Raw genomic sequence first — 25897 nt, 5'->3', positions numbered from 1 at the left:
TGTAGAACCAAAATGACTGATTACAAACCAACACTAAATTTACCCAAAACAGCTTTCCCGATGAAGGCCAATTTGGCGCAGCGCGAACCTCAGACGTTAAAGCAATGGCAGCAGAGTAATCTCTACGGCAAGATTCGTGAAGCATCCAAAGGGCGGCCCCAATTTATTTTGCATGATGGCCCTCCGTATGCCAACGGTGATATTCATATCGGTCATGCCGTCAATAAAATCATTAAAGACATGATAGTGAAATCAAAAACCATGAATGGATTTGATGCCCCCTATATCCCGGGCTGGGATTGCCACGGCTTGCCTATTGAGTTGAATGTAGAAAAGAAGGTAGGCAAGGCTGGTGTTAAAGTTGAACCGTCGGTTTTTCGCAGCAAATGCCGTGAATATGCGCAGAAGCAAGTGAATGGGCAGAAGAAAGATTTTATTCGCTTGGGTGTGTTGGGTGATTGGGATAACCCCTATCTGACTATGAGCTTTAAAAATGAGGCGGATATTATTCGTTCTTTGGGCAAAATTGCTGACAATGGTCATTTGCAGAAAGGCTTTAAACCCGTGCACTGGTGCATGGATTGCGGTTCGGCTTTGGCTGAAGCCGAGGTTGAATACAAAGATAAAAACTCACCGGCAATTGACGTCGCTTATGAAGCGGTAGATGCTTCAGTAATACTTTCTGCTTGTGGTGTTAGTGACCCCATAGAGGGTGGTGTCGCCATTGCCATCTGGACTACCACGCCATGGACCTTACCGGCCAGCATGGCGGTTAGTGTTAATCCAGAGCTGGAATATGTACTGGTTGCGTTTGATAGTGATGGAGTGAAGCGCAATGTGATTTTCGCCGAGGCTTTGGTCCCAACAGTGATGGCGCGCTTAGGTGTTGAGAATTATAGCGTGATAGGTCGCTGCCAAGGTGAAGTGTTAGAGCTTGTGGCGTTGCAGCATCCATTTTATGACCGCCATGTACCCGTAGTGTTAGGCGATCACGTAACTACTGATGCTGGTACTGGTGCAGTACACACCGCGCCTGGTCACGGTGTTGACGATTTTAATGTCGGTCAGCGCTATGGTCTTGAGGTGTATAACCCTGTGGGCTCCAATGGTGTGTATCTGCCCGATACTGAAATTTTTGCTGGTCAGCATGTACTTAAAGCCAATGCGGTAGTGATTGAATTGCTGGCAGAGAAAAAACGCCTGTTGCACCACGTTGAGTTTAACCATAGCTACCCGCATTGCTGGCGACACAAAACCCCGATTATTTTTCGGGCTACGCCGCAGTGGTTTATTTCCATGCAACAAAATGGATTGCTGGAAAAAGCCTTGCAAGAAGTCGATAAAGTTGCGTGGAAACCATCATGGGGGCGCGCTCGAATTGATTCAATGATTAATAACCGCCCTGACTGGTGTGTCTCGCGGCAGCGTACTTGGGGAGTGCCTATTGCCTTGTTTATTCATAAGCAAACGGCTGAACTACATCCGGATTCGCAACAGCTAGTTGAAAAAGTAGCGCTGTTAGTTGAGCAAAAAGGGATTGATGCATGGTTTGAACTAGATGCTGCTGAGTTATTAGACGCTGATGCGGAGAACTACGAAAAAGTAACTGACACTTTAGATGTGTGGTTTGATTCCGGTGTAACCCATGCTTCGGTATTAGGTGATCGAGAAGAATTACGGTTTCCCGCCGATTTATATATGGAAGGATCAGATCAACATCGCGGCTGGTTTCAGTCATCGTTGCTAACCTCGGTTGCGATGAATGGCCGTGCGCCATACAAAGAAGTATTAACCCATGGTTTTACCATCGATGCTGATGGTCGCAAAATGTCAAAGTCCATTGGTAATACCATCGCGCCGCAAACGGTGATGAATACGCTGGGAGCGGATATTCTTCGTTTATGGGTAGCTGCAACGGACTACCGTAATGAAATGACGGTAAGTGATGAAAACTTTAATCGCACCGCAGACTCCTATCGACGCATCCGTAATACTGCTCGTTTTTTATTATCCAATATGAGTGGCTTTGAGCCTGAAAAGCATCTGGTGCCTGCTGAAAACATGTTGCACCTGGACCGTTGGGTTGTCGATGCGGCGGCTCGCTTGCAACAGGATATTATTGCCGCCTATGAAGCTTATCAGTTTCATGTCATCTACCAGAAGTTACATAATTTTTGTGTGGTTGAGTTGGGTGGTTTTTATCTTGATGTCATTAAAGATCGTCAGTACACCACCCACGAAGATTGCCTGGCTAGACGCTCAGCGCAATCCGCTTTGTATCATATTATTCGGGCGTTGGTACGGTGGATTGCGCCTATCACCAGTTTTACCGCAGATGAACTATGGCAGCATATTCCTGGAGAAAAAGAAGAGTCGGTATTTTTGGCGCAGTGGTACCAAGGTCTTGCAACATTGCCTGCAGAAAGTGAATTCAATGCCGCTTACTGGCAAACGGTGATGGCAGTGAAAACTGCTGTCAATAAAGAGCTGGAAAGTAAGCGGGGTCAGGGGGTGATTGGTGGCTCCCTGGAGGCCGAGGTCATACTGTACTGCAATACTGATTTGACCGAACTGTTGCAGCGTTTGGATAACGAATTGCGCTTTGCTTTGATCACGTCAACTGCGGTGGTTAAACCTTTGGCTGAATCAATAGATGCAGTTGCCACTGAGGTAGATGGCTTGGAAATAGCTGTTAAACAAAGTGAGCATGCCAAGTGTGCACGTTGCTGGCATCATCGTGAAGATGTGGGCGCTAACGCAGCGCATGAAGAATTGTGTGAGCGCTGTGTTGATAATGTTGAAGGCGCTGGTGAGCAGCGTTTTTACGCGTAGCTCTGCGGATTATTGTGATGTCATTAAATCGACAGGCTGTGGGCTGGTTATTGATCGCAATGTTTATTGTTGCGCTTGATCAATGGACTAAATACTTGGCCAGTACGCAATTGAATTACGGTATACCCGTAGAGATTTTGCCGGTATTTAATCTCACATTGCAACATAACACGGGAGCAGCCTTTAGCTTTTTAGCGGATGCAGGGGGCTGGCAGCGTTGGTTTTTTACTGCTGTTTCCTCACTGGTGAGTATTGTGTTATTCGTTTGGTTATGTCGTTTGCCGCGTAAGCAGCCAGTATTGGCGGCTAGTTTGTCATTTATCCTTGCTGGGGCTGTGGGAAACTTATGGGATCGAGTGGCTTTGGGTTATGTAGTGGATTTTATTTCGGTGCATTACCAAGGGTCTTTTTTTCCGGCATTTAATATTGCTGATTCGGCGATCACCCTCGGTGCGGCTTTTATGATATTGGATATGTTTATGAATCCTGACAATCACCAGTCTGATAAAAGTAATGCCGAGTCAAAATCGTAACAAATGTTAAAAATTTATAGCTTGAGTTAACTGAACTATGATCACCTCTGACGTAATTTCTGAAGCCAGTCGAGTCACCCTGAATTTTTCTCTAAAGCTGGAAGATGGCTCTGTGATTGACTCCAATTTTGATAAAAAAGCCGTTAGTTTTGCAATGGGTGACGGCAGCTTGCTGGCTGGGTTTGAAAAAAAGTTACTCGGTTTATCCGCTGGGCAGCAGCAACAGTTTTCAGTATTGCCGGAGGAAGGCTTTGGTCAGCCAAATCCAAATAATATCCAGAGGTTTGGGCGCAAAGATTTTGCTGAAGACATGGAATTGGTCGAAGGTATGGTTATTTCTTTTGCTGATGCTGCGCAGTCTGAATTACCAGGCGTGGTAAAATCCGTCATTGGTGATGAAGTTGTGGTTGATTTTAATCACCCGCTAGCAGGTAAAATCATTCAATTTGAAGTAAGTATTGTTGCGGTTGAGCAGGGTTGAGTTTGGTAATGAGTAAATCAAATAGCCTACAAATAAAATTAGCCAATCCGCGTGGTTTCTGTGCCGGTGTTGATCGCGCTATTGAAATTGTCAATCGAGCGCTGGAAGTGTTTGGTGCGCCTATTTATGTGCGGCACGAGGTGGTCCACAATAAATTTGTGGTGGATGATTTACGTAATCGCGGGGCTATTTTTGTCGATGAGTTGGATGAGATCCCTGATGATAAGATTGTCATATTTAGTGCGCACGGTGTGTCACTAGCCGTACAGGAAGAAGCTAAGCGACGCAGTTTAAAAGTCTTTGATGCAACCTGCCCGTTGGTAACAAAAGTCCATATGGAAGTCGCCAAATTTTCATTGGATGGTAATGAGTGTGTATTGATTGGGCACAAGGGGCATCCTGAAGTTGAAGGTACCATGGGGCAGTATGATCACTCTGGTGGTGGTGAGATTTACTTAATCGAAGATTGTGAACAGGTTGCTCGCTTGCAGGTAAAAAACCCTAAGACACTCACGTATGTTACCCAAACAACATTGTCGATGGATGATACGGCGCAAGTTATTGACGCTCTCAGAGCCAAGTTTCCCACCATCCAGGGGCCGCGAAAAGATGATATTTGTTACGCCACCCAAAATCGTCAAGATGCGGTTAAACAATTAGCGGCAGAGTGTGATTTGCTATTAGTGGTGGGTTCGCCAAATAGTTCTAATTCTAATCGTCTGAGCGAGTTGGCTGCTAGAATGGGAACAGAATCTTATTTGATTGATTCCGCGAGTGATATTCAGCCAGCGTGGTTAAATAATAAAACTATTGTTGGTATTACAGCCGGGGCGTCAGCTCCAGAAGTGCTGGTTAGGCAAGTGATTGATGGATTATGTGAATTAGGCGCTCAGCCACCAGAGGAAATGAGAGGTCGGGCTGAGAACATTACTTTTTCCTTGCCGAAGGAGTTGAGGATTATAGGTTGAGTTGTAATTATTTCTGCTGCCTGAAATAGTTAATCATCAATGCTCAGTTTTTTTAGTCTATGGCGCATTTGTCGAAATGAAATGCCGAGTAGCTCCGCCGCCGCTGTTTTGTTCCAGCGGGTTTGTTCCAAGGCTAATAAAATAGCTTCTTTTTCAAGGTTTTCTAAATACTTATCTAAATTGCCAAAAGCTAACTCAATGTCGGTATGTCCGCTTTTAACAGTCGAATTGCTGTTATTAGTTGTGGGATCCGGCTGTGGGGTGCTGAGCTGTAAATCTTCCGCTTGAATGGTATTTCCTTCACATAATGTAAAAGCACGTTCTAACGTATTTTCCAACTCCCTAACATTTCCAGGGAAAGGGTAGTTGTTTAAGGCTTGAATAGCTTCAGGGCTTAGTAATGGTTTTTCTAATTGCCACTCTTTTGCTAGCTGCGCCAATGAGAAATCAGCCAGCAGGGTAATGTCCTGCTGGCGGTTTCGAAGAGGGGGGACTTTTAACTCAATTACATTGATACGGTAAAAAAGATCGTTGCGAAAACGTTCTTTGTCTACTTCGTTAGCTAGATCTTTATGGGTTGCGCTAAGTATACGTACATCAATGGCTACTTCATCATTAGATCCGACTTTACGAATAGCTTTTTCCTGAATAGCACGTAATAGTTTGACTTGCATCGGTAAAGGTAAGTCAGCAACTTCGTCCAAGAATAAAGTACCTCCCTGCGCTGCTTCAAATAACCCCTTTTTGTTTTCCAGTGCACCGGTAAAGCTGCCTTTGACATGGCCGAAGAATTCACTCTCCATTAATTCGGAAGGAATGGCACCGCAATTTACCGGAATGAACGGGTGACTTCCTCTGGGACCATTAGCATGGATTAGTCTGGCAACGACTTCTTTGCCGCTACCAGATTCACCGCTGATATAAACTGGAGCTTGGCTACGAGCCAGTTTACTAATTTGGCTGCGCAAAGATTGAATAGAAGGAGCGTTGCCTAACAGTTGTACTTGTCCGCTAGTGGCCACTTGCTCAGTAGTGTCGGTGAGTTTTAATGCGGCATCAATTAAGCTGCGTAAGCGCTCAAGATCAATGGGTTTATTAACAAAATCAAAGGCGCCAGCCTTAAGTGCAGCGATGGCTAATTCAGTATTACCAAATGCTGTGATCATTGCTACCGGTGTTTGTTGGCAGTGTTGCTGGATGTAGTGGATGACATCCAGTCCTTCACCGTCTGGCAGTTTCATATCGGTCAAACATAAGTCATAGTGCTGTTGCTTAAGGAGTAATATTGCGCTGCTGACGTTATCGGCACTATCGGTAACCATCCCCATTCTCGATAGAGTGATTTCTAATAATTCACGAATGTCTGGTTCATCATCAATAATTAATACGCGGTTTTTACTCATGCAATGGTGAATCCTTTACTCTGTCAGTAATCGTCGGTCAGGGTGTGGGAAGCTGATACGGAAGCAGCTCTTGCCTTGTTCATTAGTTAAATAGTCTAAACGTGCCTGGTTAGCTTCACAAAGTTCGCGCGAAATATAAAGACCCAAGCCGCTACCTTTGGCTTCGGTAGTATAAAAGGGCTCGAATAATTTTTCCTTGCTGTTGCTATCGATTCCCGGACCATCATCAATGATATCCAGTTGTGGGAAGTTAGTATCGGTCGTACTGTGAATGTGTAGCTGCACTGTGGCTTTTCCGGTTTGTTGCAGGCTATAACGTAATCCATTTTGGACTAGGTTAGTGACTACTTGTGATAGTTGGCTACAATCTATCGTGGCTGCACAGTCTTTTTCTCCCGTTAATTTGATCAGGTGTTCACCGGGTTCGCTACTTTCAAACTCACTAATAAACTGCGTCAACCACTGGTCGAGTATCACGCGCTCTGGGTTGGGTGCGCTACGTCGAGATAGTTGTAGTACATTTTCGATGACTTTATTCATTCGTTTGGAGTGATTTTGAATAATATCGCTAAGTCGTTTGTCGGCGTCGGCTAATTGTTCGGATTCAGCCAGTAATTGTGCAGCGTGACTAATGGCACCTAGTGGGTTACGTATCTCGTGCGCGATACTCGCAGTCAGTCTTCCCAAAGAAGCTAATTTTATTTGCTGGGCTTGCTGGGCAATACGTCGGTTGTCTTCAATAAATACCAAGGTATCGTTATCGTTTGAACTTTGTAAGTTAAAGGCTGAAAAGCTTGCATGCAGTTCTGGTCCGGTATCGAGCATTTGTAGTCCCGGGCTGCGATAGTAATTGTTCGCTTGCCATTGTTTAAAGTGCACCATTAATTGCGGTGGTAGATGTTTTTTGGAGGCAGATATTTTTTCAAGGTCAGGGATGGCCAAGAGTTCGCTAGCTGCGGCATTCGCAAGTTGGATGATGCCTTCTTCATTGATTACCAAAATTCCGGTACGCATACGCTGCACAATATTTTGGTTGAGAGACTGTAGCCGGCTAACATCTTCGCTACGTTGTTCTGCTAGTAATTGGGCACCGCGTATACGGTTGGCGAGATTTTGAATCAATAGCGAAGTGATAAATAAAATCATGCCCAGCATACCTGCGGGCAAGAAGCTGGCGATATCGAGGCTGCCAGCGTTTACCAGTCGCGCGGTGTCACCGATAATGGCGATGCTGGCTATAGCGGCGATTAATGCCGCTAGTTGTTTTGATAGCATTATGCTTGCAGCTGCGATGATAACAACAAGCAAAATTCCTATGCCACTGCCGACGCCATTACTGGTGTCAGCTATAAGTGTAATAGCAGCGATATCGACAAAGAAGTGGGCAAATAATTGCTGGTTAGTTAAAGGCGTTCGTTTTGGCAGGATGACTATCAGGCCAATTATATTTAGTAATAAATATAGCGTAGTCACGAAGACAAATAGGGCAGGGTTGAGGCCGCCAACTAAAATTTTATCAGTCGCCAATAAAAAAGTACTTAATAAGGCAATGCACAGAATGGCGCGATAAGAGGTATAGATTTTTAGCAGCGCCAGGTTTTGTTGCTGGTCACCATCTAGCGTAATTTCTGGGCTTGACATAGTCTAAGTAACTCGAATTTTCAGCATCTGTTTGGCTTATTTTTTCGTTAAAAATTATCTATACAGAGCATTTAGACTGTAGTGTAGATTAATTTTATTGATGCCGTTAACAATTAAGCTGCAGCTATCTGATTAATCGTAGATAGTGGGTATTGGCAAGCGTTTATGCTGGGTTTTAGCATAAATTGATTCAATATGAGCCGCTACTGCAGGTGCAACGGTCTTACCTTCCAGATAATCATCTAATTGATCATAACTGACGCCTAGTGCATCTTCATCGGCTTTCTGTGGGCTAAGTGACTCCAGGTCGGCAGTGGGCGTTTTTTCGACTAGTTGCTGCGGTGCGCCCAACGTTTTTGCCACCAATCTGACTTGCCGTTTGCTGAGACCAAAAAGCGGGGCTAAATCACAGGCACCATCCCCCCATTTGGTGAAAAACCCGGTAATATTTTCAGCAGAGTGATCAGTGCCTAATACTAAGCCGCCTAGCATACCGGCAATATCGTATTGTAATACCATGCGGGTACGTGCTTTAACATTACCTTTCGAAAAATCACTAACGGCATCCTGACTTTGCAGGTTCTGTTCGGCTAACGCATTTAGTACTTCAGTGTGAATGCCATCAGCACCGGGTTTTACATTGACGGTAATTTGTCTGGAGGGTTGTATAAAAGCAAGAGACGTTTGAGCATCTTCTTCATCTTGCTGGACATCATAGGGCAGGCGCACGGCAATAAATTGGTAGTCATTGCTGTCATGCTGCTGGTTTAATTGCTCCACTGCTAATTGTGCGAGCCTGCCAGTGGTTGAGGAGTCGATGCCGCCACTGATACCGAGTATCAGGTTTTTAGCACCGCTATTGGTGAGTGTGGTTTTGATAAATTCTATGCGTCGCTGAATTTCAAACGCTGGATCGATCTGCGGTAGTACCTGCATTTCTTTTAAAATGGCTGCTCTATCCATTAGTAACGTCTCAATTTGTGGTTAAACTTTCAGGTATTTTATGCTTTTTTTTGATGTTGTGTAAAAGTTAATTGCTAATAGCGGTGCTGAGCAAGTCACCATCCTTGGTCTGATCGAATGCGTAAAAAACTGGCATGGCGTGGTATACCTTTGTTAGTTTTGCCATAATATTTAAAACTGATAACAGTACCGACTGGAGGAGGAACGCGCCGTTGTTGGTTGCTGAAACCCGTCCCTAAATAAAATTGCAGTCCCGATGGCAGTTCAACCAGTAGCGAACCCATCATACCTAGATATTTGCCCTGCCCTGCCTTGTGGCCGATGACTACCGCCTCGGCATCCTGATAGGGTTTTAATTTCAGTAAATCTTGTGAGCGACCTGAGCGGTAACGTGCCTTACCACGGTGCAGCATGAGACCTTCGGCGCCGGCGTCACAGTATTGCTGGAGTTGCAGTTGTAATTGTTGGTTGCTGCTGACTTTCCATTGTGGTGCTGCGATTATCCATGATGGTGCATGCGTTAATAACGCTTGCAGTTGTTCCAGGCGCACGTCAAAAGAGTCGTTTATCGCGGGCATATCGAAGATCATATAAGTAATGGTTTGCCACTCTTCGTTGACTGCTTGTTGTTTGCGAACGGTAGAAACGGTTTGTTGAAATTTATTTCGGCCAGCCCATAGCTCACCGTCCAATGATTGTGAAGGCAGCGCTTGGGTAAACCATTCGGGCGCATGAATTTTGTTGCCCTGTCGCGTCAGCAGTTGGCTGCCATCCCAATAGGCTCGAATACCGTCATATTTTTCACTGACCCAATACTGTTCCAGCTTGATGTCTTGATGATAGTTTCCAGCAAGCAATAACGCGGGCTGATCAGCTGCGTGTAGGAATAATGGGAACAAGCAATAGATGATGAATAAGAGAAAGTAGTTCAGGTTCATTTGACCTTCCTTGGCAAGTTTGTGAGGAGGTGGATCTTTTACTCGCTACCCACATCCTGTTGGTAGCGATTTTTCTAGCTATTAGCGAATCAGATATTCCGCGCGGTTATCAAATTTAGGTGGCGCGCTATGGTCAAATATACCCAGCGTTGCGACATTCACCCAGGAGCGTTTGGATTCGGCAAGGGTAAATTTGTCGATGAACTGCCCGTTTTTATCCAGCGAGGGGTGTTTGGGATAGTTGCTGTGCAAAACAGTGAGTGATTTTTCAGCTAATTCATCCAGCCCTAGTAATTTGTAAGCTTGCACCATGACAGCTAAGGCATCCGGTATAGCAGGAGTTTGTGGAAAGTTTTCTACAACGTACCGGCCCCGATTGGCTGCTGCGAGATAAGCGCCGCGCTTGAAATAATAGTTGGCGACATTAATTTCATAGCGGGCCAGGCGTGCACGCAGATAAGTCATTCGTGCTTTAGCATCTGCGGCATAGGGGCTATCGGGAAAGCGGTAGAGCAACTGGCGGAAATCTTCGAAAGACTGTAGCGCTGCACCGGGGTCCCGTTGCGTCATGTCGGTAGGTAAGAAACGGTCTAAAAAGCCTTCACCATCAATATAGTTTGATAGCCCTTTCATATAGAAAGCATAATCAACATTAGGGTGCTGCGGGTGCAAACGCACAAACCGGTCGGCGGCTGCGATCGCCGCTTCGGGTTCAAAGCTACGGTAATAGGCGAAGATAATTTCCAATTGCGCTTGTTCAGCATAAGGGCCGAATGGGTAGCGGGCCTCAAGTAATTGCAGATTTCTTACTGCGGACTGAAAACTTTCATCTTTCAGGTTTTCTTGAGCTTGTTGATACAGCTCTTTTTCGGTCATGTCTTGAGGGCGATCATCGTCAGATGAGCAGCCCATCAGCCCTATTGTGAATAATAGAGTGATAAAAAGGGCTCTAGCAGTGATGTTCATTAAACGGTTTCCAAGCATTCATATACAATAGCCCGTTTGTGACAGGCAAAAGGTGCAGGCGGCTATTTAACCACAGCCATGCTTGCGTAGCTAGAATTTAGACGCTGTTGCGTGATGGTGTCAGTGATTATATGGGGAATTATTGCCAATGGCAGAAACAATAGAGTTAGCCGCTGAAGTACCTGAGACCTGTTCCGGCAATCGTTTGGATCAGGTTGCGGCGCAGTTATTTCCTGATTACTCACGGGCTAGATTGCAATTGTGGATTAAAAGTGGCGAGTTAACCGTCGATGGCGCAGTGAAAAAGCCAAGGGATAAGTTGCTGTCAGGCGAACAACTGGTATTGCGGGCTGAAGTTGAAAATGAAGAGCGATGGCTGGCTGAAGATATTGCGCTAGAAGTGATCTACGAAGATGATGCGTTATTGGTTATAAACAAGCCGGTAGGGCTAGTGGTGCATCCCGCTGCTGGTCATGCCAGTGGCACCTTGCTAAATGCACTATTGGCCCATGCGCCGGACTTAGCCAGTGTTCCTCGAGCTGGTATTGTGCACCGCCTGGATAAAGATACCAGCGGTCTAATGGTGGTGGCCAAAACGCTGCAGGCACAGAATCATCTGGTTAATCAATTACAGGCGCGCACAGTGAGCCGTGAGTATGAAGCGGTGGTATTTGGGACTATGACCGGTGGTGGCAGTGTCACCGCAGATATTGGTCGTCACCCCAAGCAGCGCCAAAAAATGGCGGTGGTCAAACTGGGAGGTAAAGAAGCCATTACTCATTATCGTCTGCTACAACGTTTTACCAGCCATTGTCATATCCGCTGCATGTTGGAAACCGGTCGTACCCATCAAATCAGGGTACATATGGCGCATATCAAACATCCTTTAGTCGGTGATCAGTTGTATGCGGGTAGGCCCAGAATACCGAAAGGCGCCAGTGAAGAGCTGTTAAGCGGCTTGCGGGATTTTGGTCGGCAAGCCTTGCATGCCAGGCGCTTATCGTTAATTCATCCGGTAAGCAATGAAGACGTCAGTTGGGAAGTACCTTTGGCTGACGATATGGTGGAGCTACTGGCGCTGCTGGAGCGAGAAGACCATGCATGAACACGATTAGTTTAGCGCCTGAAAGTTTTATTACGCCAGAGTGGCCGCGCCGCCCTCCGTTATTGCATTAACGACTAGCCGGCTAGGTGGCGTGAGCGCCCCACCGTTTGATCAGTTTAATCTTGCCCGGCATGTGGGTGATAAGTCGTCGCTAGTGGCAGCTAATCGAAAGAAGCTTTTACAGCATTGTGGGGGGTTGGAGCAGATCCAGTGGCTGAATCAAGTGCATGGTATCGATGTGGTTATAGCCGCTGTGGACGGGGATAAAACTGCCGATGCCAGCTTTACCCGGCAAGCGGGGCTGGCTTGTGCAGTAATGACTGCGGATTGTTTACCGGTGCTTTTTTGTGATACATCTGGCCAGCAAGTAGCGGCGGCGCATGCGGGTTGGCGGGGGTTGGTGGCTGGGGTACTGGAAGAAACGTTGGCGACCTTTACCCAGTCTCGTGAACATATACTGGCCTGGCTGGGGCCAGCGATAGGGCCACAGCATTTTGAGGTAGGTGCGGAGGTGAGGGCGCAGTTCCTTGATGCGGCTGCTATGCTAAGCCTCGCTGAACAAGCGTTTACCGTTAATCCTGACAAATCCAATCATTATTACGCCGACCTTTATCAGTTGGCCCGTTTAAGGTTGGAGGCTGCAGGGATGAAACATATTTATGGTGGGCAATACTGTAGCTATAAAGATCAACAACAGTTTTATTCTTATCGACGTGATGGTGCGACGGGTCGTATGGCTACGCTGATTTACAAATTAGCTGCACAGCAATAACCCTGATTTATATCAATATTTACAACTTGAAATACACTTATTTGGCCTCATCTAATGCTTATCAAATAGTTGGCGGTGATGAGCCGTCATTTACTGGGTAGTGAGGTAGTGCCAATGCGTATGGATCGTTTGACTAATCAGTTACAAATCGCTTTGTCTGATGCACAGTCTTTGGCTTTGGGTAAAGATCATAATTTTATTGATGTGGTACATTTGCTATCAGCTTTGCTTGAACAAAAAAGCAATTCGGTGCGGCCGTTATTAGTCCAGGCCGGGGTCAATGTCGCGACACTTTCCAAAGCTATTCAGCAAGAGTTGTCCCAACTTCCTACGGTCACCGGTAGCGATGGTGATGTGCATATGTCCAATGATTTGGGGCGAGTACTGAATCTGGCGGACAAAATATCACAGCAAAATAATGATGCTTATGTGTCGTCAGAAATCGTCATTCAGGCGATGCTGGATGCAAATACTATCGCCAGCAAATTATTGCTAGCAGCAGGTCTTAATAAACAAAATTTGATGGCGGCGATAGCTTCCGTTCGCGGTGGCGATTCGGTGAATGATCCTGCCGCTGAGGAAAATCGTCAGGCGCTGGATAAATACACCGTTGATTTAACCGCGCGAGCTGAAGAGGGTAAATTAGATCCGGTTATTGGCCGTGATGATGAAATTCGTCGCACGATTCAGGTATTGCAACGCCGCACTAAAAACAACCCGGTTTTAATTGGTGAGCCAGGTGTTGGTAAGACCGCTATTGTAGAAGGTTTGGCGCAGCGCATTATTAATGGAGAGGTACCGGAAGGTTTAAAAGACAAGCGTGTGCTGTCGCTGGATTTAGGCTCACTGTTAGCTGGCGCAAAATTTCGTGGTGAATTTGAAGAACGTTTAAAAGCTGTGCTGAATGAATTGGCCAAGCATGAAGGTCGTATCATTTTATTTATCGACGAGTTACATACCATGGTGGGAGCTGGCAAGTCCGATGGCGCTATGGATGCCGGTAATATGCTTAAGCCTGCACTGGCGCGTGGTGAATTACACTGTGTGGGTGCTACAACACTGGATGAATATCGCAAGTATTTGGAAAAAGATGCCGCGCTCGAACGTCGATTTCAAAAAGTATTGGTCGATGAGCCAAATGAAGAAGATACCATTGCTATTTTGCGTGGATTAAAAGAGCGTTATGAAGTGCATCATGGTGTGGATATCACTGATTCCGCTATTATTGCAGCAGCAAAATTGTCCCAGCGTTATATCACTGACCGTCAGTTACCGGATAAAGCCATCGATTTGATTGATGAAGCGGGTAGCCGCATTCGGATGGAAATTGATTCCAAGCCGGAAGATATGGATCGTTTGGAGCGGCGTTTAATTCAGCTAAAAATTCAGCGCGAAGCGGTTAAAAAAGACACCGATGCCGCGGCTAAAAAGCAGGTTGAGATTCTGAGCGCCGATATTGAAAAAGCGGAAAGGGAATTTGCTGACCTGGAAGAAATATGGAAAGCGGAAAAAGCGGCTTTACAGGGTTCGCAACAAATTAAAAGTGATTTGGAACAGGCACGTCTGGATTTGGAGTCGGCAAGACGTGCGAGTGATCTTACCAAAATGTCTGAACTGCAATACGGTGTTATTCCCGAGTTGGAAAAAACTCTGGATATGGCGGGGCAGGCAGAAATGATGGAAATGACACTGTTGCGCAATAAGGTAACCGAAGAAGAAGTTGCGGAAGTTGTCTCTCGCTGGACCGGTATCCCTGTGTCAAAAATGCTTGAGGGTGAGCGCGATAAGTTATTAAAGATGGAACAGGCCTTAAGTGAAAGGGTTATCGGGCAGAGTGAAGCGGTGGTGTCTGTGTCCAATGCCGTGCGCCGTTCCCGAGCGGGTTTATCTGATCCAAATCGCCCTAATGGTTCCTTCCTGTTTTTGGGGCCAACCGGTGTCGGTAAAACGGAGTTATGCAAAGCGCTGGCGATGTTTTTATTTGATAGTACTGATGCGATGGTGCGCATTGATATGTCTGAGTTTATGGAAAAACATTCGGTCGCACGATTGATCGGCGCACCTCCAGGTTATGTTGGTTATGAAGAGGGTGGCTATCTAACGGAGGCGGTACGTCGGCGCCCATATTCGGTGTTATTACTGGATGAGATCGAAAAGGCTCATGCTGATGTATTTAATGTTCTGTTGCAGGTACTGGATGATGGTCGTTTAACCGATGGCCAAGGGCGCACGGTAGATTTTCGCAATACGGTTATTGTGATGACTTCGAATCTGGGCTCGGATTTGATCCAGCAATTGTCGAGTGAAAGTAATTATGAAGCGATGAAAGCATCAGTCATGGAGGTCGTTGGTGGGCACTTTAGACCGGAGTTTATTAACCGCATCGATGAGACAGTGGTATTTCATCCGCTGGGTCAGCAGCAAATCCGGGGTATTGCAGATATACAAATTGATTATCTGCGGCAGCGTTTACAGGACCGTGATTTAAAGCTGGATATTAGCGATGCAGTAATGGATAAGTTAGCGACGATGGGGTTCGATCCGGTATATGGTGCAAGGCCGCTTAAGCGTGCGATACAGCAATATTTGGAAAACCCTTTGGCGCAGGCAATATTACAAGGGCGCTTTGTTGCTGGTGATGTCATCCACAGTGGGTTGAGTGCTGATGGAGAAATACAATTCAGCTAGTACTGGATTAGTGAGTCTTATTTAGAAGCTAACAAAGCCCGAATCATTCGGGCTTTTTTTGATAGCTGGCTACTGCTGGGAACGGAATGTTTGCTAGCAGTTAATCTTGATAAATTTACGTGCGTTCTCGCGCTGGCCTTCTTTTTCCTCTTCTGTCAGGAAGCGCTTACTGCCATCGGGTTCGGTGATACGGATACGAGCGCCTTCCAGCGCCTTCAGGTTGGCTTGGGCTTGCTTGCATAAAACCGGGTCTTTGTCAGGCATCACTTCCAGTTTGCTGGGCTCAGCACCCTGATTGGCGGCTGTTTCCGCTGTTTCAGTCTTTTTTTCAGTGGTAGATGACTTGCCTTGCGAGCTGGCTCCGGTGTATTTAATAAATTCTGCCTCGACACCTTCCGGGGGGTAATCAGAGTATTGCACCGTGCCATCAGCGTCGGTCCAGCGATAAAGGCCGTTAGGGGCTGCCTGCAAAGAGAGGGCTGCCAGCAGACACAGGGTGGTTACTAAAAATAGCAAATGTTGAGTTAAGCTCATGGTGAACGTAATTCCTAAATCATCAATAAAGTTGGTTCAGCCACAATTATGGCAAAGAACCTCATTTTAGAAAGGGATAAGAGTAAGATTTGCGGGTTAACACGTAAAAATTTTAACAATGTGAAGATTTTGAAGCCAAATAGTTGACATTGTGTGATCTTCATTCAGAATTGCACTCCTCGAAAGTTGATGGCCGATAGGAGTTACTTACCGGTAACTGTTATCAGCGTCGAGCCTTTGCTTACCGGCACTGGCTACGGGACGCTCCCTTCACTCTGCAGACACACGACCTGTGTTGCGAGAATGCCGCCAAGGCAGTTTTGCTTCTTCTACACTAGAGGTAAAGCGGTTTGGCAATGACAGTAGCCACTGTCTATGGCGTTATCGCCTGGTGTGTTCCCAGTCTAGGGAGACACTGGTTTTGGTTGTGAGGTTTGCATCCTCCTGACATGGTATTGCTTTTAGCGTCCACAGTTTCTGCTGTCGGGCTGAAAGTACCGTACTGGGTCGTTGCATCTCATATTTTTTATACTGATTAGGCTTGTGAATGATCCCTAATGGGCATTCATTGGTTCTTTTACTAGAGGTATGACTCGGTGGAAATGTTATCTGGCGGCGAAATGGTCGCCCAGTCTTTGGAAGATGAGGGTGTTGAGTTTATCTTCGGTTACCCGGGCGGCTCGGTTTTACATATTTATGATGCGTTGTTTCAACGCAGTAAAATCCCCCACATTTTAGTACGGCATGAACAGGCGGCGACGCACGCGGCTGATGCTTATGCTCGCGCGACTGGCAAGCCGGGAGTGGTATTAGTCACCTCAGGGCCTGGAGCGACCAATGCCATTACTGGCATCGCGACCGCTTATATGGACTCTATTCCGATGGTGGTGATTTCTGGTCAAGTGCAAAGTCATTTGATTGGTGGGGATGCCTTTCAGGAAACCGATATGGTGGGGATTTCTCGTCCTATCGTCAAACACAGCTTTTTAGTCAAGAAGGCAGCTGATATACCTGAGACTATCAAGACCGCTTTCTATCTGGCATCAACTGGACGCCCAGGGCCTGTGGTTATTGATATTCCTAAGGATATTACTAATCCGGTTGAGAAGTTCGAGTACCAGTATCCAGAGAAAATTAAGCTGCGCTCTTATACCCCTGCGACCCGTGGTCACTCAGGACAAATTAAGAAGGCTATACAGTTGTTGCTTGGGGCTAAGCGTCCGGTAATTTACACCGGTGGTGGTGTGGTGCAGGGTAATGCCAGTGGCTTGTTGACTGAGTTAGCTCGTGAGTTGAACTTCCCCGTGACCAATACATTGATGGGGCTTGGAGGCTATCCAGCTACTGATCGCCAGTTTATTGGCATGCTGGGGATGCACGGCTTTTATGAGGCCAACAACGCGATGCATCACTCCGATGTGATTTTAGCGGCTGGCGTGCGTTTTGATGATCGCGTTACCAACACAATCAGCAAATTTTGTCCTACGGCGAAAATTATCCATATCGATATTGATCCGGCGTCGATTTCAAAGACGGTTACAGCAGATATTCCTATCGTAGGGCCTTTAGACAGTGTGTTGAAAGATATGCTGCAGCAGTTGCGCGACATGCGTGCAGATGAGCCAGCTCTACCTGATGCGGAGGCGTTGGCGAATTGGTGGGCACAGATTGATGAGTGGCGTGCTGCTCAGGGGCTTTGGACGGCACCGCGCTATGATACCCAATCTGGCTTGATCAAACCGCAGCAGGTTATTGAGTCCTTGTATCGGGCAACCAAGGGGGAGGCTTATGTCACTTCTGATGTAGGTCAACACCAAATGTTTGCGGCCCAATTCTATCGCTTCGATAAACCACGTCGCTGGATCAATTCAGGTGGTCTGGGCACCATGGGCTTTGGTCTACCTGCTGCGATGGGAGTCAAATTGGCCTTCCCTGATAGCGATGTTGCCTGTGTCACAGGCGAAGGTAGTATCCAGATGAATATTCAGGAGTTATCGACCTGTACCCAATATGGGGCCCCAATCAAGATCATCAACCTGAACAATGGTTATCTGGGGATGGTGAAGCAGTGGCAGGATATGCAGTATGCAGGGCGTTATTCCGAGAGTGTCTATGAAGAGTCGCTACCCGATTTTATTAAGTTGGCGGAAGCTTATGGGCACGTAGGGATGCGCGTCGATAAATTGGAAGATTTGGATGCCGCGATGGATGAGGCCTTTAAATTAAAGGATCGGCTGGTCTTTTTGGATGTCTACGTCGATCGTCATGAACATGTTTACCCGATGCAAATAGCACCCAACGGCTCTATGCGCGATATGTGGTTGAGTAAAACGGAGCGAACATAATGCGGCATATTATTTCGGTATTATTGGAGAATGAGCCTGGCGCGTTAAGTCGGGTAGTGGGTTTGTTTTCCCAGCGTGGTTACAATATTGAGAGCCTCAATGTTGCGCCGACTGAGGATGTGACTCTATCCAGGCTGACATTAACCACCTTAGGTGATGATCAGACGATTGAGCAGATAACCAAGCACTTGAATCGTTTAATCGATGTGGTGAAACTGGTTGATTTGTCAGAAGGTGCACATATTGAGCGCGAGCTGATGTTAGTAAAAGTACGTGCGACCGGTGCTCAACGAGCAGAAATAAAGCGCTGCACGGATATTTTTCGTGGCCAGATTATTGATGTGGGCCCGACGGTGTACACCATTCAGATTTGTGGCACTTCCGATAAACTGGATGCGTTTCTGGAGTCAGTAGGAGATGCGGCTATTATGGAAGTCGTGCGAAGCGGGGTGTCGGGTATTTCACGTGGTGAAAAGGTACTAAGCGTTTAGGCAGCCGCTGGCTTCACTGGTAGTGAATAAATAGGGCTGCATAATTCCACCCGCTTGGAATTTGCGGCCCTTTTTGTTGACCGCTCTGTCGAAACTTCCAAACTATCCCTGCTTTGAGTAGGCTTCAGCTTTGATGGTATGAGGTGCTATAAGCTTGTGTGGGGGGTATCGTGCAGCCTAAATTAAAGAAAATGCCTATTTATCCACTGGATATGAGGATTTGGTTCCTTTGGTCAAAATTTAATTAACTTTCACTGTGTCGCTAGGTGGGTATTTTGCTAGAATGCACGCCGTTTTTTATAATTCATAGCTTACTTTTCAGGAATGGATCTTATGCGATTGAACGACCCTGCTGTATCGCTTAGCGTAGATCAGCGTATTCAACACATTATTAACACTATTAAAGCCGAAGAGCAGCGTCTGCGGAATAAATACAGCATTCTTCAATATCAGGACTGGATTGGTTTTGGCATTATGTTGGTATCGCTAGTGGGGATGATCGCTGGTGGTTATCTGTATTATGCCGGTACTATTTCAGCATGGCTGTGTATCGTTTCCGGGGCAATTTTTGCTTCACTGTCCCATGAGTTGGAGCACGACTTAATACATCGCCAATATTTCCGTAAGAACAAGTTAATGCACAACTTGATGATGTTGGTGGTGTGGCTTATGCGCCCCAATACTGTCAACCCATGGTATCGACGCAATATGCATTTTTTGCATCATAAAACCTCAGGCACAAAAAAGGATTTGGAAGAGCGTTTAGTGGGTAACGGTATTGCTTACGGCTTTACACGCTTTCTTGTGATGTTTGATGGTTTGTTGGGGATGATTGCCCGTCGTACTGCATTGAAAAATGACATAGAAAATTTTTCGGTGCGTGGTATTTTGCATGCAGCATTCCCGCTAGCGATTTTGTATTTTGGTTGCTGGTATATATTTTTACTATTCCATGGCTTTGATTTTATTTGGGGCGCCGAGACCGTCTATCCCCACTGGTTTTTGTTGTGTATGCAGATCATTGATTTGTTGGTGGTGGCTTTGGTAGCTCCCAACTTTATTCGCTCTGGGTCGCTAAATTTTGTGACCTCCGCCATGCATTATTATGGCGGTGTTAATAATTTAATTCAGCAAACCCAAATTCTAAAGCCATGGTTTTTTGCACCATTGCATTTATTCTGTTTTAACTTTGGTAGCACCCATGCTATTCATCATTTCGTCGTTGGTCAGCCGTTTTATATTCGGCAAATGGTTGCTAGGGCTGCGCATAAAGTGATGCAGGAGCACGGGGTTAGAATGAATGATTTGAGTACGTTTTTTACCGCCAACCGATATCATTCTGCATAGTTCAGGTTTAAGAATTTTTAATAAAGTCTAACCATTAAAAAAGGGGCTGATCGCAAGATCAGCCCCTTTTTACTTTGGCTGGCGACTAGTCTTCTAGTCGCCGTAAGTGATTAAACAATTTTCTGCATCGCTGTCATGTAACCACGTAGCTTGGTGCCAATCACTTCAACCGGGTGATTGCGAAGCTCGGCATTGATCGCAACTAACTCCTGATTGTCCACGCCGTTATCTTTAAGGTCTAAGCCTTTACCGATAACGTCAGTGCTGATTTTGCTCATAAAGTCTTTTAGCAAGGGTTTACAGGCATGATCAAACAGGTAGCAACCGTATTCGGCAGTATCAGAAATAACGACATTCATTTCGTACAGCTTTTTGCGGGCTATGGTGTTGGCAATCAATGGTGTTTCATGCAGTGATTCGTAGTAGGCAGACTCTTCTTTAATGCCCGCGGCAACCATGGTTTCAAAGGCTAATTCAACACCGGCTTTAACCATAGCTACCATTAAAATACCATGGTCATAGTATTCCTGTTCGCTAATGTCCATAGCGCCATTGTCTGCTTTTTCAAAATTGGTTTCTGCGGTGGCTGCACGCCAGCCCAATAGATTTTTATCGTCAGCGGCCCAATCTTCCATCATGGTTTTGGAAAAGTGACCAGACATAATGTCGTCTTGATGTTTTTCATATAAAGGACGCATGATGTCTTTGAGTTCTTCGGCGAGATCATAAGCTTTTACTTTGGCGGGGTTGGACAAGCGATCCATCATGTTGGTGATGCCGCCCATTTTCAGGCCTTCAGTGACTGTTTCCCAGCCGTATTGAATCAGCTTTGATGCGTAGCCAGCGTCAATACCTTGCTCAACCATTTTGTCAAAACACAGGATTGAACCGGTTTGCAGCATGCCGCAAAGAATGGTTTGCTCGCCCATTAAGTCAGACTTTACTTCGGCAATCGGTGATGATTCCAATACCCCGGCACGATCACCGCCGGTACCGCTGGCTAGTGCCTTGGCGATTTCAAGGCCGTCACCGTTTGGATCGTTTTCACGGTGTACTGCAATCAGGGTAGGAACGCCAAAGCCGCGTACGTATTCGGCACGTACTTCTGAGCCAGGGCATTTTGGACAGCACATAACGACAGTGATGTCGTCGCGAATTTGCATGCCTTCTTCAACCAGGTTAAAGCCGTGGGCGTAATCTAAAGTTGCGCCTTTTTTCATTAGAGGCATGATAGTAGTGACGACGTCAGTGTGCTGTTTGTCAGGCGTTAGGTTCATCACGATGTCGGCTTGCGGAATTAACTCTTCATAAGTGCCAACAGCAAAGCCATTTTCAGTGGCGTTTTTCCAGGATTGACGTTTTTCTTCAATTGCCACTGCGCGCAGTGTATAAGACACATCAAGGCCTGAATCACGTAGGTTTAAACCTTGGTTTAAACCCTGGGCGCCACAGCCGACGATCACGATTTTTTTGCCTTTAATATAATCGCAACCATTAGCGAATTCTTCGCGATCCATAAAGCGACATTTGGCAAGTTCTTCCAGCTGCAGGCGCAGGGGAAGGGTGTTGAAATAATTCTGACCCATGATGATTCTCCACTGATGTTGTCACAACCCCCGTAGCCGGAGGTTAAAAAATAGTGGCGGGACTATATAGAAAAATAGCTGTTGCGTAAAATGATATATTTGCGATACTTTGTTGCGATAATTGCAATAAGGATTGCGGTTATCCTATTATACAAAGTCGAGCGACAGATCTTCAGCTCTGTCCCTCCTACAAAATTTTTTGAGTGGTTATGGATACCAAAGACTTACAGTTGTTTCTCAATTTGTCAGAAACCCTGCATTTCGGCCAGACCGGTGAAGCAATGCATTTAAGTGCTTCTGCGGTGAGTCGTACCATTCGTAGAATGGAAGATGAGGTGGGGCAGCGTTTATTGGAGCGAGATAACCGTACGGTCCGTTTAACGGAAATCGGCCGACAGTTTCAGGGTTATGCGCGGCAGGCGCTGGGGCAGTGGCAGTCGTTTCATCAGTCAGTGAAGCGTGAAACTGAAGGGTTGAAAGGTGAGATTAGCGTGTTTTGCTCTGTAACAGCGACTTATAGTGTGCTGTTGGGCGTACTGGAGTCTTTTCGTTTGCGCTATCCAGATATAGAAATTAAGTTGCGTACCGGCGACCAGGCGGATGCAATCGGGCATTTATTAGCGGGTGATGACGATATTGCGATTGCCGCCCGGCCTGACAAGCTATCGAGCCGTCTCCAATTTCAGACACTAACCCATTCGCCCTTGCAGTTTATTTACCCAAGAATGCATTGTGCGGTGGAAAGCCAATTGCGTCGCTATTTAGATGCCAACAGCCCAATCCCCTGGCAGGCGATACCTTTTATAGTGTCTGAACGGGGTTTGGCGCGGACGCGGTTGGATCACTGGTTTCGAGGGCGGGGTATCAAGCCAGATATTTACGCTCAGGTTAGCGGGCATGAGGCGATCGTCAGCATGGTCGGTTTGGGGTTTGGGGTTGGCGTGGTACCGGAATTGGTGCTCGCCAACAGTCCTCTAAAAGATAAAGTAGAGGTAATAGATGTGCAGCCACCACTGACCCCGTTCGCGATTGGGTTGGCCGCGTCGGCGCAGCGTTTGGAAAACCCTTTGGTTAAAGCCTTTTGGGATTGCGCAAAAGCGTCGTACCGGAACTGATTTTACTTTATCATTGGCATCCCTGCCGGTTTAAGCCTAGGCGATTTGAAAGAACTGATATGAGCGATAAACAGAACGAGTCTACTCCTCCATTGCGCGATGTTTCCTCCGAGAAAAAGGAATCATCATCTAATGTATCTGATACAGCCGCCGCTTTAGAGTCATTAATTTTGATAGATGAGCATGAAGAAGAAGAGTCTATCGATGGTAAAACGGTTCGGCGTAGAGGTATTTATTTATTACCTAATTTATTTACTACGGCAGCATTGTTTTCTGGTTTCTATGCCGTAGTGTCCAGTATGCACGGTAAATTTGAAGTAGCAGCGATCGCTATTTTTGTTGCGATGATTCTTGATGGGCTTGATGGTCGAGTAGCGCGTTTAACTAACACCCAAAGTAAGTTTGGTGCTGAGTATGATAGCTTGGCGGATATGGTCTCTTTCGGGATGGCTCCAGCGCTGGTGATGTTTAGCTGGGCATTGGTGGAATTGGGTAAGTTTGGTTGGGCCTGTGCTTTTATTTACGTTGCTTGTGCGGCGTTGCGTTTGGCGCGTTTTAACACGCAAATTGATACTGCAGATAAAAACTTTTTCTCTGGCTTGGCGAGTCCTGCGGCCGCAGCGGTGGTTGCGGGTGTGGTTTGGGTTTGTCATGACGCCGGCTGGGTGGGCGCGGAGCTGCCGATTGAAATGGCGGTGTTGGCAGGTTTGATAACCGGTGGGGCAGGTTTTTTGATGATTTTAAATGTGCCTTACCACAGTTTTAAGGGGCTGGATTTACGTGGACGAGTTCCATTTGTGGTGATGATTCTGGTCGTTCTGCTGTTTGGTTTAGTGATGTTGGATCCTGCCCGGATTTTATTAGCGGTGTTTCTGATTTATGCCTTGTCTGGCCCGGCTACTGCATTGTGGACTAAGCTGCGCTAAGTTTTAGTCATCGGTTGGGAATTATTCAGCGTAAAACTGCTCTGACTACTAAGGCCTGCTTAAGGGCAATAATATAAGGAGTTACCGGTGTTGATTCTAAAGCCAGCAGATATCCCTTCCTCAGAGATTACACCAGAATCTATTTATCTTAATCGCCGCCAGTTTATGGGCCGTTCCTTGTTGGCAGCCTCAGTGCTGACTATTGGCAAGCAAGCTTTGGCTGAAACAGATATGGCCTTGCGTGATTTGTCGTTTAAGCCTGTGACCAAAGATAAGGCTAGTGGATATTATACAGATGAAACTTTAACGCCTTACGAAGATGTTGCCCGTTATAACAACTTTTATGAGTTTGGTACGGGTAAAGGTGATCCGGCTAAATATGCCCATGAATTAACTACTGACCCTTGGTCTATCAAAGTAGAGGGTCACGTTGAAAAGCCTGGCGAGTATGCCCTTGAAGATATTCTTGCCAAGCTGGATATTGAAGAGCGGGTCTATCGCTTGCGCTGTGTAGAAGCGTGGTCAATGGTTATTCCCTGGGTGGGTTTTTCTTTAGCCAGTATGATTCAGCAATTTCAGCCGACTGCTAAAGCGAAATATGTTCAATTTGAAACGCTTTACCGGCCAAAAGAAATGCGCGGCCAACGTTCTCGGACTAGTAGTATCGATTGGCCTTATGTTGAAGGCTTGCGGATGGATGAAGCCATGAATCCGCTGAGCTTTATGGCCACGGGTTTATATGGCAAGCAGCTACCTAACCAAAACGGCGCTCCCTTGCGATTGGTGGTACCTTGGAAATACGGGTTTAAAAGTATCAAGTCGATAGTGAAAATCCGGTTTGTCGAACGCGAGCCTGCCACAACCTGGAATATGCTGCAGGCTAGTGAGTATGGATTCTACGCCAATGTAAACCCGGATGTAGATCACCCGCGCTGGAGTCAGAAATCAGAACGTCGCTTACCTTCAACACTTTTTAGCCCGAATCGAATCCTGACTGAGCCTTTTAATGGTTACGGGGAACAGGTTGCCTCTTTGTACAAAGGGATGGATTTAAGCAAATTTTATTAGTTGGAAATTTTGCATGGCCGTGACTAAATCGCTGTTATTTGTAATTCTGTTACTGCCTATCACTAGTCTTGTGTATCAAGCCTCAGCGGGGTTATTAGGTCCGGATGCAGGAAAAGAGCTGGTTCTGGAAACCGGTGAGTGGGCGCTACGTCTCCTATTGCTGACACTGGCTATTACCCCATTAAGACAGCTTCTCAAAAAACCAAGACTAGTGAGTTATCGGCGAATGCTGGGTTTGTTTGTCTGGTTCTACGCTTCTTTGCACTTACTTGCCGTGCTGACCTATATATTAGGCTGGAGTTGGGCAATATTTATTGAAGAGTTTACGGAGCGTCCTTATATGACATTGGGTATTCTTGCCTGGTGTTTGCTGGTGCCACTGGGGCTGACATCCAATCGCTGGGCGCAGCGGAAATTAGGTTCACGCTGGAAAACGCTTCATCAATTAGTCTATTTGATTGGTATCCTCGCCTGCGCGCATTTTGTCTGGCTGGTGCGCTCTGACTTTGGCGAGGCGTTGATTTATAGTGTGGTGCTCGCGCTGTTATTGGCTTCTCGTTTTTTTAAACTTCCCGCTTTGTTGCCAATACTAAAACGCTAATATTAACTTGATTGCTCTTCTATCAACTTGATCATTTTTTTAAGTGGGATTAGCCCTTTAGTTCTGTCGCGGCCAGCAGCTTTAATTGTGCTGATTATGAGGTGGCTCTATTGGTGTTTATACGTACTAAAACCTTCGTTTTTTGAGCAAATAACAAGCGAATGTTGGTGCTTTTAAATCTTTTGTAAAAATTCTACAGATTGTCGTTGACAGTCTTAAACTTGGCCGTATAATGCGCGCTCTCTTGTCGAGGTACCGTTGTAAAACAGTTCGGGCAAGAGCGGCAATAAAGTTCCTAAATAGTTAAAATTCTTAGATTTTTTCGATTTAGTTGTTGCCAAGGTGAATAGGTTCTGTATAATTCGCCTCCCTTGTCAGAGCAAGCGTAGCGCTTCGCTGGCAAGATACGGTAAAACCCGAGCGGTTTACCAAGCTCTTTAACAGATTGGATCAAGTAATTCGTGTGGGCGCTTACGTGTTGATGATGATGTAAATTATTATCAGGAACATAAGTGGCTCATCGAATCATGCAAATGAAAAGATAGAAACTAATTCCTGAGCCGAGATTTTGGATCATGAAGCGAGGTAATCGCG

General features: G+C 46.1%; 21 protein-coding genes. 14 read left to right on the top strand and 7 right to left on the bottom strand.

The features are described 5' to 3' along the window. Positions 1–12: 12 nt before the first annotated feature. Genes ileS through ispH form a run of 4 tightly spaced genes read left to right on the top strand, consistent with a single transcriptional unit; the run spans position 13 to position 4814 of the window. On the top strand, positions 13–2832 hold the full coding sequence (gene ileS, locus UNITIG_RS17445; protein WP_101759657.1) for an isoleucine--tRNA ligase: 2820 nt from the start codon (positions 13–15) through the stop codon (positions 2830–2832). 17 nt (positions 2833–2849) lie between these two features. Continuing rightward, on the top strand, positions 2850–3365 hold the full coding sequence (gene lspA, locus UNITIG_RS17440) for a signal peptidase II (protein ID WP_101759656.1): 516 nt from the start codon (positions 2850–2852) through the stop codon (positions 3363–3365). Positions 3366–3402: 37 nt separating this feature from the next. Further along, positions 3403–3846, top strand: a complete 444-nt coding sequence (gene fkpB / locus UNITIG_RS17435) for an FKBP-type peptidyl-prolyl cis-trans isomerase (protein WP_101759655.1) — start codon at positions 3403–3405, stop codon at positions 3844–3846. Positions 3847–3854: 8 nt separating this feature from the next. Further along, a complete protein-coding gene (gene ispH, locus UNITIG_RS17430) occupies positions 3855–4814 on the top strand; it encodes a 4-hydroxy-3-methylbut-2-enyl diphosphate reductase (RefSeq protein ID WP_101759654.1) in 960 nt (319 codons plus the stop codon). Between the two features lie 29 nt (positions 4815–4843). Here the strand turns inward: ispH and UNITIG_RS17425 are convergent, their stop codons facing one another. The 5 genes from UNITIG_RS17425 to UNITIG_RS17405 form a co-directional block, all read right to left on the bottom strand. Continuing rightward, a complete protein-coding gene (locus UNITIG_RS17425) occupies positions 4844–6217 on the bottom strand; it encodes a sigma-54 dependent transcriptional regulator (RefSeq protein WP_101759653.1) in 1374 nt (457 codons plus the stop codon). Positions 6218–6232: 15 nt separating this feature from the next. Continuing rightward, positions 6233–7858: a PAS domain-containing sensor histidine kinase gene (locus UNITIG_RS17420; protein ID WP_101759652.1), complete on the bottom strand. Its 1626-nt coding sequence runs from the start codon at positions 7856–7858 to the stop codon at positions 6233–6235. Positions 7859–7990: 132 nt separating this feature from the next. After that, complete coding sequence (gene nadE, locus UNITIG_RS17415; RefSeq protein ID WP_101759651.1) at positions 7991–8821, bottom strand: ammonia-dependent NAD(+) synthetase; 831 nt, start codon at positions 8819–8821, stop codon at positions 7991–7993. A 95-nt stretch (positions 8822–8916) separates the two neighbouring features. Next, on the bottom strand, positions 8917–9759 hold the full coding sequence (locus UNITIG_RS17410; RefSeq protein WP_101759650.1) for a DNA ligase: 843 nt from the start codon (positions 9757–9759) through the stop codon (positions 8917–8919). Positions 9760–9840: 81 nt separating this feature from the next. Next, positions 9841–10725, bottom strand: a complete 885-nt coding sequence (locus UNITIG_RS17405) for an outer membrane protein assembly factor BamD (protein WP_101759649.1) — start codon at positions 10723–10725, stop codon at positions 9841–9843. 148 nt (positions 10726–10873) lie between these two features. Here UNITIG_RS17405 and rluD point away from each other — a divergent pair, with 148 nt between their 5' ends. From rluD to clpB, 3 genes are all read left to right on the top strand, one after another. Beyond that, positions 10874–11830 carry a 23S rRNA pseudouridine(1911/1915/1917) synthase RluD gene (rluD, locus tag UNITIG_RS17400; protein ID WP_101759648.1) on the top strand — a complete coding sequence of 319 codons (957 nt, stop codon included), beginning with the start codon at positions 10874–10876 and terminating at the stop codon, positions 11828–11830. Positions 11831–11921: 91 nt separating this feature from the next. Further along, positions 11922–12602: a peptidoglycan editing factor PgeF gene (pgeF, locus tag UNITIG_RS17395; protein WP_235015475.1), complete on the top strand. Its 681-nt coding sequence runs from the start codon at positions 11922–11924 to the stop codon at positions 12600–12602. A 114-nt stretch (positions 12603–12716) separates the two neighbouring features. Then, positions 12717–15290: an ATP-dependent chaperone ClpB gene (gene clpB, locus UNITIG_RS17390; RefSeq protein WP_101760315.1), complete on the top strand. Its 2574-nt coding sequence runs from the start codon at positions 12717–12719 to the stop codon at positions 15288–15290. A gap of 93 nt (positions 15291–15383) precedes the next feature. Here clpB and UNITIG_RS17385 read toward each other — a convergent pair whose 3' ends face one another. Continuing rightward, a complete protein-coding gene (locus tag UNITIG_RS17385) occupies positions 15384–15824 on the bottom strand; it encodes a DUF4124 domain-containing protein (RefSeq protein ID WP_101759646.1) in 441 nt (146 codons plus the stop codon). A 596-nt stretch (positions 15825–16420) separates the two neighbouring features. Here UNITIG_RS17385 and UNITIG_RS17380 point away from each other — a divergent pair. From UNITIG_RS17380 to UNITIG_RS17370, 3 genes are all read left to right on the top strand, one after another. Next, entirely contained in the window at positions 16421–18169 is a 1749-nt protein-coding gene (locus UNITIG_RS17380) for an acetolactate synthase 3 large subunit (protein WP_101759645.1), read from the top strand. Further along, a complete protein-coding gene (gene ilvN / locus UNITIG_RS17375) occupies positions 18169–18660 on the top strand; it encodes an acetolactate synthase small subunit (RefSeq protein WP_101759644.1) in 492 nt (163 codons plus the stop codon). Before UNITIG_RS17380 ends, ilvN begins: the two co-directional genes overlap by 1 nt. Positions 18661–18993: 333 nt before the next feature. After that, positions 18994–20007, top strand: coding sequence for a fatty acid desaturase (locus UNITIG_RS17370; protein WP_101759643.1), 1014 nt, complete (start codon positions 18994–18996; stop codon positions 20005–20007). Positions 20008–20117: 110 nt separating this feature from the next. On the opposite strand, the gene ilvC is transcribed toward UNITIG_RS17370, so the two are convergent. Then, a complete protein-coding gene (gene ilvC, locus UNITIG_RS17365) occupies positions 20118–21593 on the bottom strand; it encodes a ketol-acid reductoisomerase (RefSeq protein ID WP_101759642.1) in 1476 nt (491 codons plus the stop codon). 209 nt (positions 21594–21802) lie between these two features. Between ilvC and ilvY the strand changes: the two genes are divergently transcribed. From ilvY to UNITIG_RS17345, 4 genes are all read left to right on the top strand, one after another. Beyond that, positions 21803–22708: an HTH-type transcriptional activator IlvY gene (gene ilvY, locus UNITIG_RS17360; protein ID WP_101759641.1), complete on the top strand. Its 906-nt coding sequence runs from the start codon at positions 21803–21805 to the stop codon at positions 22706–22708. A 59-nt stretch (positions 22709–22767) separates the two neighbouring features. After that, complete coding sequence (gene pssA / locus UNITIG_RS17355) at positions 22768–23634, top strand: CDP-diacylglycerol--serine O-phosphatidyltransferase (protein WP_101759640.1); 867 nt, start codon at positions 22768–22770, stop codon at positions 23632–23634. Positions 23635–23721: 87 nt separating this feature from the next. Next, positions 23722–24702: a protein-methionine-sulfoxide reductase catalytic subunit MsrP gene (msrP, locus tag UNITIG_RS17350; protein ID WP_101759639.1), complete on the top strand. Its 981-nt coding sequence runs from the start codon at positions 23722–23724 to the stop codon at positions 24700–24702. A gap of 13 nt (positions 24703–24715) precedes the next feature. Further along, positions 24716–25303, top strand: a complete 588-nt coding sequence (locus UNITIG_RS17345) for a sulfite oxidase heme-binding subunit YedZ (protein WP_101759638.1) — start codon at positions 24716–24718, stop codon at positions 25301–25303. Positions 25304–25897: the final 594 nt, after the last annotated feature.

It is taken from the genome of Oceanicoccus sp. KOV_DT_Chl, assembly GCF_900120175.1.
In the GTDB taxonomy this organism is placed as follows: Bacteria; Pseudomonadota; Gammaproteobacteria; order Pseudomonadales; family Dasaniaceae; genus Oceanicoccus.
This window is presented reverse-complemented; position numbering and strand designations above follow the sequence as displayed.

What these genes read in the sequence shown, in the direction of transcription:
- ileS (WP_101759657.1), top strand. Translation starts at nt 13, where the DNA reads ATGACTGATTACAAACCAACACTAAATTTACCCAAAACAGCTTTCCCG.
- lspA (WP_101759656.1), top strand. Translation starts at nt 2,850, where the DNA reads ATGTCATTAAATCGACAGGCTGTGGGCTGGTTATTGATCGCAATGTTT.
- fkpB (WP_101759655.1), top strand. Translation starts at nt 3,403, where the DNA reads ATGATCACCTCTGACGTAATTTCTGAAGCCAGTCGAGTCACCCTGAAT.
- ispH (WP_101759654.1), top strand. Translation starts at nt 3,855, where the DNA reads ATGAGTAAATCAAATAGCCTACAAATAAAATTAGCCAATCCGCGTGGT.
- UNITIG_RS17425 (WP_101759653.1), bottom strand. Translation starts at nt 6,217, where the DNA reads ATGAGTAAAAACCGCGTATTAATTATTGATGATGAACCAGACATTCGT.
- UNITIG_RS17420 (WP_101759652.1), bottom strand. Translation starts at nt 7,858, where the DNA reads ATGTCAAGCCCAGAAATTACGCTAGATGGTGACCAGCAACAAAACCTG.
- nadE (WP_101759651.1), bottom strand. Translation starts at nt 8,821, where the DNA reads ATGGATAGAGCAGCCATTTTAAAAGAAATGCAGGTACTACCGCAGATC.
- UNITIG_RS17410 (WP_101759650.1), bottom strand. Translation starts at nt 9,759, where the DNA reads ATGAACCTGAACTACTTTCTCTTATTCATCATCTATTGCTTGTTCCCA.
- UNITIG_RS17405 (WP_101759649.1), bottom strand. Translation starts at nt 10,725, where the DNA reads ATGAACATCACTGCTAGAGCCCTTTTTATCACTCTATTATTCACAATA.
- rluD (WP_101759648.1), top strand. Translation starts at nt 10,874, where the DNA reads ATGGCAGAAACAATAGAGTTAGCCGCTGAAGTACCTGAGACCTGTTCC.
- clpB (WP_101760315.1), top strand. Translation starts at nt 12,717, where the DNA reads ATGCGTATGGATCGTTTGACTAATCAGTTACAAATCGCTTTGTCTGAT.
- UNITIG_RS17385 (WP_101759646.1), bottom strand. Translation starts at nt 15,824, where the DNA reads ATGAGCTTAACTCAACATTTGCTATTTTTAGTAACCACCCTGTGTCTG.
- ilvN (WP_101759644.1), top strand. Translation starts at nt 18,169, where the DNA reads ATGCGGCATATTATTTCGGTATTATTGGAGAATGAGCCTGGCGCGTTA.
- UNITIG_RS17370 (WP_101759643.1), top strand. Translation starts at nt 18,994, where the DNA reads ATGCGATTGAACGACCCTGCTGTATCGCTTAGCGTAGATCAGCGTATT.
- ilvC (WP_101759642.1), bottom strand. Translation starts at nt 21,593, where the DNA reads ATGGGTCAGAATTATTTCAACACCCTTCCCCTGCGCCTGCAGCTGGAA.
- ilvY (WP_101759641.1), top strand. Translation starts at nt 21,803, where the DNA reads ATGGATACCAAAGACTTACAGTTGTTTCTCAATTTGTCAGAAACCCTG.
- pssA (WP_101759640.1), top strand. Translation starts at nt 22,768, where the DNA reads ATGAGCGATAAACAGAACGAGTCTACTCCTCCATTGCGCGATGTTTCC.
- UNITIG_RS17345 (WP_101759638.1), top strand. Translation starts at nt 24,716, where the DNA reads ATGGCCGTGACTAAATCGCTGTTATTTGTAATTCTGTTACTGCCTATC.